Source organism: Synechococcus sp. OH2 (genome assembly GCF_047462155.1).
Taxonomy (GTDB): domain Bacteria; phylum Cyanobacteriota; class Cyanobacteriia; order Thermostichales; family Thermostichaceae; genus Thermostichus.
Map to the genome: position 1 here is coordinate 4,772 of NZ_JANSIR010000123.1, position 7,344 is coordinate 12,115.

The 7,344-nt window shown below is 60.2% G+C and carries 7 protein-coding genes; 5 read left to right on the plus strand and 2 right to left on the minus strand.

All coding sequences use genetic code 11. The features are described 5' to 3' along the window. The coding region (locus tag NW835_RS13535) for an ABC transporter ATP-binding protein (protein WP_414415556.1) at positions 1-1,823 on the plus strand (1,823 nt) is incomplete at its 5' end. Here NW835_RS13535 and NW835_RS13540 read toward each other — a convergent pair. After that, positions 1,820-2,026, minus strand: a complete 207-nt coding sequence (locus NW835_RS13540; RefSeq protein WP_414366566.1) for a hypothetical protein — start codon at positions 2,024-2,026, stop codon at positions 1,820-1,822. The genes NW835_RS13535 and NW835_RS13540 overlap by 4 nt on opposite strands. 175 nt (positions 2,027-2,201) lie before the next feature. Between NW835_RS13540 and NW835_RS13545 the strand changes: the two genes are divergently transcribed. From NW835_RS13545 to NW835_RS13555, 3 genes are all read left to right on the plus strand, one after another. Further along, positions 2,202-2,573 (plus strand): hypothetical protein, encoded by a 372-nt coding sequence (locus tag NW835_RS13545; RefSeq protein WP_414366567.1) that lies wholly within the window; start codon positions 2,202-2,204, stop codon positions 2,571-2,573. Positions 2,574-2,776: 203 nt separating this feature from the next. Beyond that, a complete protein-coding gene (locus NW835_RS13550) occupies positions 2,777-4,288 on the plus strand; it encodes an AAA family ATPase (RefSeq protein ID WP_414415557.1) in 1,512 nt (503 codons plus the stop codon). A gap of 124 nt (positions 4,289-4,412) precedes the next feature. Beyond that, positions 4,413-4,763, plus strand: a complete 351-nt coding sequence (locus tag NW835_RS13555; RefSeq protein WP_011429224.1) for a DUF1257 domain-containing protein — start codon at positions 4,413-4,415, stop codon at positions 4,761-4,763. Positions 4,764-4,882: 119 nt separating this feature from the next. On the opposite strand, the gene NW835_RS13560 is transcribed toward NW835_RS13555, so the two are convergent. Then, positions 4,883-6,121 (minus strand): phosphoglycerate kinase, encoded by a 1,239-nt coding sequence (locus NW835_RS13560; RefSeq protein ID WP_414415558.1) that lies wholly within the window; start codon positions 6,119-6,121, stop codon positions 4,883-4,885. Positions 6,122-6,292: 171 nt separating this feature from the next. Here NW835_RS13560 and pds point away from each other — a divergent pair. Continuing rightward, a partial coding sequence (pds, locus tag NW835_RS13565; protein WP_414415567.1) for a 15-cis-phytoene desaturase occupies positions 6,293-7,344 on the plus strand: 1,052 nt, incomplete at its 3' end.

Genomic DNA, 7,344 nt, shown 5'->3' on the forward strand with positions numbered 1-7,344 from the left:
CCACCTTTCCTCCTGCTGCTGATTCCCACAGGGATCCCCGCAGCGATTGGCGGTTGCTGCGGCTGCTCTGGCCCTATGCCCGGCGGCACCTGAAGCTGTTGTTGGCCGCCTTGGCCTTTTTGCCGCCCCTGGCCCTAGCCGATGCGGTGCAGCCCTTGATCCTGCAGCGAGCCCTGGACGGCCCCATCGCCCAAGCGCTCGCCCAAGGGAACAGTGGGATCCTCGCCGGCCTCTGGCCCTACGCGGGCCTGTTGATCCTCACCCTGCTGGCCCGCTGGCTTTTTCAAGCCTTGGAAGGGTATACCAGCCAGAAGCTGGGGCAGTTGATGACCCGCGACATCCGCAACGATCTCTTTGCCCACGTGCTGGCCCTGCCGGCCCAATTTTTCGATCGCACCCCGGTGGGCAAGTTGATTACCCGCATCACCAGCGATGTAGAAGCTCTGGGGGATGTGTTTTCCACCGGCGCGGTCGGCATCGTCAGCGACCTCTTTACCCTGGCGGTGATCGCAGTGGTGATGCTCAGCCAGCGCTGGGATCTGGGCCTGCTGCTGATCCTCATTGTCCTGCCGGCCAGCGCTGTAGTTGTCGAGCTGCAGCGCCGCTTTCGCGATGCCAACTTCCGCGTGCGGGAAGAGCTCTCCAAGCTCAACGCCTGGATCCAGGAAAACGTCTTGGGCATTGCCGTGGTGCAACTGTTTCGGCGGGAGCGGCTCAACAGCGAGATTTTTCAAACCATCAACCGGCGCTACATCCAAGAAGTGGATCAGACCATCCTCTACGACGCTGCCCTTTCCGCTGTTTTGGAGTGGGTTGCCTGGCTGGCAGTGGCCGCTCTCCTGTGGGTGGGCGGACAGCAGGTGCTGGCAGCCGGAGGGGGATCCCTGCCTTTACCCCGAGAACCCCTCACCTTCGGCAGCCTCTACGCCTTCATTCTCTTTTCCCAGCGCTTTTTCAACCCCCTGCGCCAGTTGGCGGAAAAGTTCACCGCCCTGCAGGCGGGGTTCACCGCCGTGGAACGCATCGACCACATCCTCAGCCTGCCCGTCGCCATCCAGGATCCCGTCCAGCCGCGCCACCTGCCCCCAACGGCCAAAGGGGAGGTGCAGTTCGAGCAGGTCTGGTTTGCCTACAACCCCGGCGAGTGGGTGCTCAAAGACCTCAGCTTCACCATCCGCCCCGGCGAAAAGGTCGCCCTGGTGGGGCCCACCGGCGCCGGTAAAAGCTCCATCATCCGCCTACTTTGCCGCCTTTACGAGGTAACTCGCGGCTGCATCCGCATCGACGGCGTGGACATTCGCGATCTGCCCCAGGCCGAGCTGCACCGCCACCTGGGCGTGATCCTGCAGGATGGATTCTTGTTCTCTGGAGATATCCAACAAAACATCACCCTGGGAGAGGCAGGGGATCTGGCGGCAGTAGAGCGGGTGGCCCGCCAACTTCACCTGCACGAGCTCATCCGCGAGCTGCCCCAGGGTTACGCCACCCCTGTGCGAGAGCGGGGCAGCAACCTCTCCAGCGGCCAAAAACAGCTCATTAGCTTTGTGCGGGCCCTGTGGCGGGATCCGAAAATCTTGGTCTTGGACGAGGCCACCGCCAGCCTGGATGTGGGCACGGAGGCCCTGATCCAATCCGCCCTGGAAACTCTGCTGCGGGATCGCACCGCCCTCATCATTGCCCATCGCCTTTCCACCATCCGCAATGTGGATCGCATCTTAGTTCTGCAGCGAGGGGAACTGAAAGAACAGGGATCCCACGCCGAGCTCATGGCCCGCAACGGGCTCTACGCCCACCTCTACCGGCTGCAAGATTTAGGCAGCTAGCGACCAGAACCAAAGCGAGACCCAAACGCCCGCAGGGTGGTGAAGCTGGCATCCGCAAGGGCGATGCGGGCTTTGCAGAGGAGCAGATTGCCGTTATCTAGAGCCGTGTCTTTCAGGCTGGCCAAACCGTCGCCGGCCTGCACCAGAAACCGACGGCTCCAGGTGGAGAAATTTTTGCTGAAGGTGTTGATCAGGCGTTCCATGGGGACTGCTCGTTCCGCTCTGAGTCTCCTACTTAGCCTACTCCGCCAGCAAGGGATCTCCGCAAGCCTGAGCAATTTCCGGGAAAACGTTACAGATTATTAAAAACTTGCCGTCAAGGCGGCAGACTAGCTATCATGGGGCGCAAGTCCGGCATATAACGAGAAACGGTTAGCCATGAGTCAGCGGCCAGAGGTTGTGGAAGGCGCAGAGGCCAAGCAAAAGGTGACGTTGTATCTCTCACCTGACCTGCACCGGAATCTGAAGATTCGGGCTGCCGTGGAGCGAGAGCCGATGTCGGCAGTAGCAGAGAAGGCCCTTACCTTCTACCTACTGCACCCGGAGGTCATCGAAGGGGTGCAAGGCAGCGCCTACCGCGTCCACCGCTGTCCTGAGTGCAGCCATCCGTTTGTCATCCGTAATGGAGAGGTGGTTTCGCTTCACCAGCAGTCCGCCTCTGAAGCCATCCTCGAAGAGGTGGAGCCGGAATACTGGGGAGCGGCCTCGGGCTCCGAAGAGCAACGACAAGACGAGCTGGTGCCCTGCTAAGGCTTTTTGCGCTGTTTCTTTGCGCTATTTCAAAGGTATGCCTCTTTGCGAACTTGAGCAGATAGGAGGGGTTTAGAACAAGAGTTAACAAGGAGCAAGCCGGGATATCTCAGATACCTTGAAGACAGGCAAACTCTAGACGCCGTTTCCCCTTCTTTCTGTCGGTTTCGTTCAGATTTTCCTCCGCGCAGTTGGTGTTTCCCATGCAAGAGCTCAGCATTCTCATCCAAGCTCAATACCCACTGCTCTACCTGGTCACCCCAGAGGAAGAACGGGCGGAGGCAGCTTTGGCAGCGATCGCTCGCACTCTCAAGCCGCAGCGGCGCCTGTTTATCTGGACGGTTACCCACGGCATTGTCGAATACGGCAACCCCCGCAGCCTCACCCAGCACAACACCCAATCTCCCCAGCCGGCTATTCAATGGGTGATGGAGCAAAAAGATCCCGCCATCTGCGTCTTCAAAGATCTGCACGACTTTTTGGACAACACCGAAGTCAAACGCTGGCTGCGCGATGCCATCGCCAGCTTGAAGGGATCCCACAAAACCATCTTGCTCATGTCGCCGGTGCAGGTGATTCCCGTCGAGCTGGAAAAAGACATTTGCGTAGTCGACTTCCCCCTGCCAGACATGGCCGCCCTGGAGCGCACCCTCAACCGCCAGCTGGAGCAGCTTCCCCGCGGCGGATCCCTGAGCCCTGAGACGCGGGAAAAGCTGGTCAAAGCGGCCCTGGGCCTAACGCAGGACGAGGCGGAAAAAGTTTACCGTAAGGCGGTGGTGATGCACGGTCGCCTCAGCGAGGCGGAGGTCGATATCGTTCTCTCTGAGAAAAAGCAACTGATCCGGCGCAACGGCATCCTTGAGTTCATCGAAGAAGATGAGACGATCGACGCGGTTGGCGGTCTGGAGGAATTGAAGCGTTGGCTGCTGCAGCGATCTGAGGCTTTCACCGAGCGGGCCCGTGCCTACGGCTTGCCCCAGCCCAAGGGACTCCTGATTCTGGGCGTACCTGGCTGTGGTAAGTCCTTGATCGCCAAGACCCCCGCCCGCCTCTGGGGCCTGCCGCTGCTGCGCCTGGATATGGGCCGGGTCTACGATGGCTCTATGGTCGGCAAGTCAGAGGCTAACCTGCGCAGCGCTCTGCGCACCGCCGAATCACTGGCGCCGGCCATCCTCTTTATTGACGAGCTGGACAAAGCCTTCGCCGGCTCGGCAGGCTCCAGTGACTCCGACGGCGGCACCTCCAGCCGCATCTTTGGCTCCTTCCTCACCTGGATGCAGGAGAAGCGCTCGCCGGTGTTTGTCATGGCCACGGCCAACCGCGTGGATCGCCTGCCGGGTGAATTCCTGCGCAAGGGCCGTTTTGACGAGATCTTCTTCGTGGATCTGCCCAACATTAACGAGCGCATGGAGATCTTCCGGATCCACTTGAAGAAGCGGCGGCGGGATATTAGCCGCTTTGATCTGCGTCAGCTAGCAGCAGCCTGCGAGGGCTTCTCCGGCGCAGAGATCGAACAAGTTTTGATTGCTGCCATGTACGAAGCGTTTGCCCAGAACCGTGAATTTACGCAACTGGACATTTTGGCAGCAACGAAAGCAACTCAACCGCTATCTCGCACCATGACGGAGCAAGTGGTAGCGTTGAGGGAATGGGCCCAGCAGCGGGCTCGGCCTGCAGCAGCCTCTGTAGCCGAGTACCAGCGGCTGGAGTTCTAGCAGGAGGCGAAAGGCCAAAAGTGCCTTGGCAGAGGCAGAGATGGCTAAACCTAACCCTTCCCTGCTAGAGGTTGCCCATTGTTTCTGTTGATGTTCCAACCCCTACACAAAGGAGAGAAACACCATGTCTCATTTTAGCACCTTGCGCACCAAGATCACCGATGGCCAGATCCTGGTTAACTCCCTGCGCGACCTTGGCTACACCGTTAAGCTGAACGCCGATGTGCGTGGCTACAACGGTCAGCGTGTTCGTGCCGACATTGTGGCCCAGTTGGAGGGCGACTACGATCTGGGCTGGTCCAAGAACCCCGACGGTTCCTACGACCTGATCGCTGATCTGTGGGGCGTGGCCAAGAAGCACAACCAAACCGAGTTGATCAACTCCATCAACCAGAAGTACGCCGTCAACAAGACCTTGGCCGAGGTGAAGCGTCCTGGCTTGAACAACGCCAACGTTAAAGTGGTGATGCACTAAGCCGGATCCGATCTCGCCATTGCTGCGGCCATCTGAGCCGAGTAGAGCAAAAGAGGGGCTGAACTCAGCCCCTACTTTTTTGCTGCTTTTGGCTTGGATGAGCCAAGCAGGAACCTACACTACGCTTCGCTGAGGGCGGCAATACCAGGCAGCTCTTTGCCCTCCAGCAGCTCCAGGCTAGCGCCGCCGCCTGTGGAGATGTGGGTCATCTTGTCCGCTAGGCCAACTTTTTCCACAGCCGCCACCGAGTCGCCGCCGCCAATGATGGTGATGGCTCCGGCCTGGGTGAGGTCGGCCAGGGTGCGGGCAATGGCTTCTGTACCCACAGCAAAGCGGTCGAACTCAAACACACCCATCGGCCCGTTCCAGACTACGGTTTGGCACCCCTGCAGGGCAGCCTGGAAGGCTTTGACCGATTCGGGGCCGATGTCCAAGCCCATCCAATCATCGGGGATCTGGTGGATGGAAACCGTCTGGGCGTTGGCGTCTTTGTCAAACTTATCGGCCACCACCACATCCACGGGTAGCAGTAGCTCCACGCCCCGCGCTTTGGCCTTCTCCATCAGGGAGCGGGCCAGCTCCAGCTTGTCGGTTTCCACCAAAGACTTGCCGGTTGGGATCCCTTGGGCTTGGTAGAAGGTGAAGATCATGCCGCCGCCCAGCAGGAGCTTGTCCACTTTTTCCAGCAGCCGCTCAATGACGCCAATCTTAGTAGAGACTTTGGAGCCGCCAATGATGGCCGCCAGAGGTCGCTGGGGGTTCTCGATGGCGCCGGAGAGAAACTGCAGCTCCTTTTCCACCAGGTAGCCGGCCACGGCAGGCTGGAGGTAGGCGGTGACGCCGGCGGTGGAGGCGTGGGCGCGGTGGGCGCTGCCAAAGGCATCGTTGACAAACAAGTCAGCCAGCGAGGCCAGCTTGCGGGCAAATTCCGGGTCGTTGGCTTCCTCTTCCGGGTAAAAGCGAACGTTTTCCAAGAGGGCCACCTGTCCGTTTTCCAGGCGGCTGACCACGGCTTCCGCCTCAGGGCCAATGCAGTCGGGGGCAAAGGCCACCGGCTGGCCCAAGAGCTGGGAAAGGCGGACAGCCACAGGGGCGAGGCTATTGCCCTCGCGGGTGATCTGGAGGGCGCCAGTCTCTTTGTCTTTTTTGATGGGGCGGCCCAGGTGGCTGGTGAGGATAACCTTGGCCCCCGCCTGGGCCAGAGCTCGGATGGTGGGCAGCGAGGCGCGGATGCGGGTGTCGTCGGTAATGTTGCCCTGGGGATCCAGAGGGACGTTGAAATCGGCGCGCACCAGCACACGCTTGCCGCTCAGATCAAAGCCGGATGACAGCAGGGATCCCAGTGTTTGTTTGGCCATCGTCGTCCCTCCCCCTGGAACCAAGAGAATCGCTTTTTTCTCCCGTATCCTACCAGGGATCGGATCCCGGCGGGAAACAAGTGCTCTCCGGGTTTTCTCCCCACCGCCAGTGGCTGGAGCGATTGTAACGGTTTGCAAATAGAATAGATAATGTTGCTCATTGTCATCATCATGCGTGTAGCCATTGCTGGAGGAGGGCTGGCGGGGCTGGCCTGTGCCAAGTATCTATGTGATGCCGGGCATCAGCCGCTGCTGTTTGAGCGGCGGGATGTGCTGGGGGGGCTGGTGGCCGCCTGGAAGGATGCCGACGGTGACTGGATTGAGACGGGTTTGCACAACTTTTTCGGCGCCTACCCCAACACCTTGCAACTGTTCCGGGAGCTGGGCATCTCCGATCGCCTGCAGTGGAAGGAACACAGTTTGATCTTCAACCAGCCGGACAAGCCGGGCACCTACTCCCGCTTTGACCTGCCGGACATTCCTGCTCCCTTCAACGCCATTGTCGGCATCCTGCGCAACAACGACATGCTCACCTGGAGCGAAAAGGTGAAATTTGCCCTGGGCCTAGTGCCGGCCATGGTGCGGGGCCAGCGCTACGTGGAGCAGATGGATCGCTACAGCCTCTTAGAATGGCTGCGCCGGCAGGGCATTGACGAGCGGGTCAACACGGATATTTTTATCGCCGTCTCCAAGGCGTTGGCCTTCATCAACCCAGACGAGATCTCGGCCATGGTGCCCCTGACGGCCCTGAACCGCTTTTTGCGCCAAAAGGACGGCTCGAAGATCGCCTACCTGGATGGCGCCCCGCCGGAGCGGCTTTGCCAGCCGATGGTGGACTCCATCGTAGCCCGCGGCGGCCAGGTGCATTTGAATGCGGCGCTGCAGGCCATCGACCTCAACCCCGACGGCAGTGTAGCGGGCTTTCGCTTTCTCACCCCTGCCGGGCCGCTTCAGGTCACCGCCGACGCCTACGTCTCAGCCCTTTCGGTGGATGCACTCAAAGAGCTGCTGCCGGCCCGGTGGTGGGAACTGCCCTATTTTCAGCAACTGCGCGAGCTGGAAGGGGTGCCGGTGATCAGCCTGCAGATTTGGTTTGACCGCAAGCTCACCCACATCGACCACTCGCTGTTTTCTCGCTCGCCGCTCTTGAGCGTGTATGCCGACATGAGCAATACCTGCCGCGGCTATGCGGATCCAGAGCGCTCGATGCTGGAGCTGGTGCT

Excerpts from the sequence above, each read along its gene's own strand:
- NW835_RS13550 (WP_414415557.1), top strand. The coding sequence starts at position 2,777 with ATGCAAGAGCTCAGCATTCTCATCCAAGCTCAATACCCACTGCTCTAC.
- NW835_RS13555 (WP_011429224.1), top strand. The coding sequence starts at position 4,413 with ATGTCTCATTTTAGCACCTTGCGCACCAAGATCACCGATGGCCAGATC.
- NW835_RS13545 (WP_414366567.1), top strand. The coding sequence starts at position 2,202 with ATGAGTCAGCGGCCAGAGGTTGTGGAAGGCGCAGAGGCCAAGCAAAAG.
- NW835_RS13540 (WP_414366566.1), bottom strand. The coding sequence starts at position 2,026 with ATGGAACGCCTGATCAACACCTTCAGCAAAAATTTCTCCACCTGGAGC.
- NW835_RS13560 (WP_414415558.1), bottom strand. The coding sequence starts at position 6,121 with ATGGCCAAACAAACACTGGGATCCCTGCTGTCATCCGGCTTTGATCTG.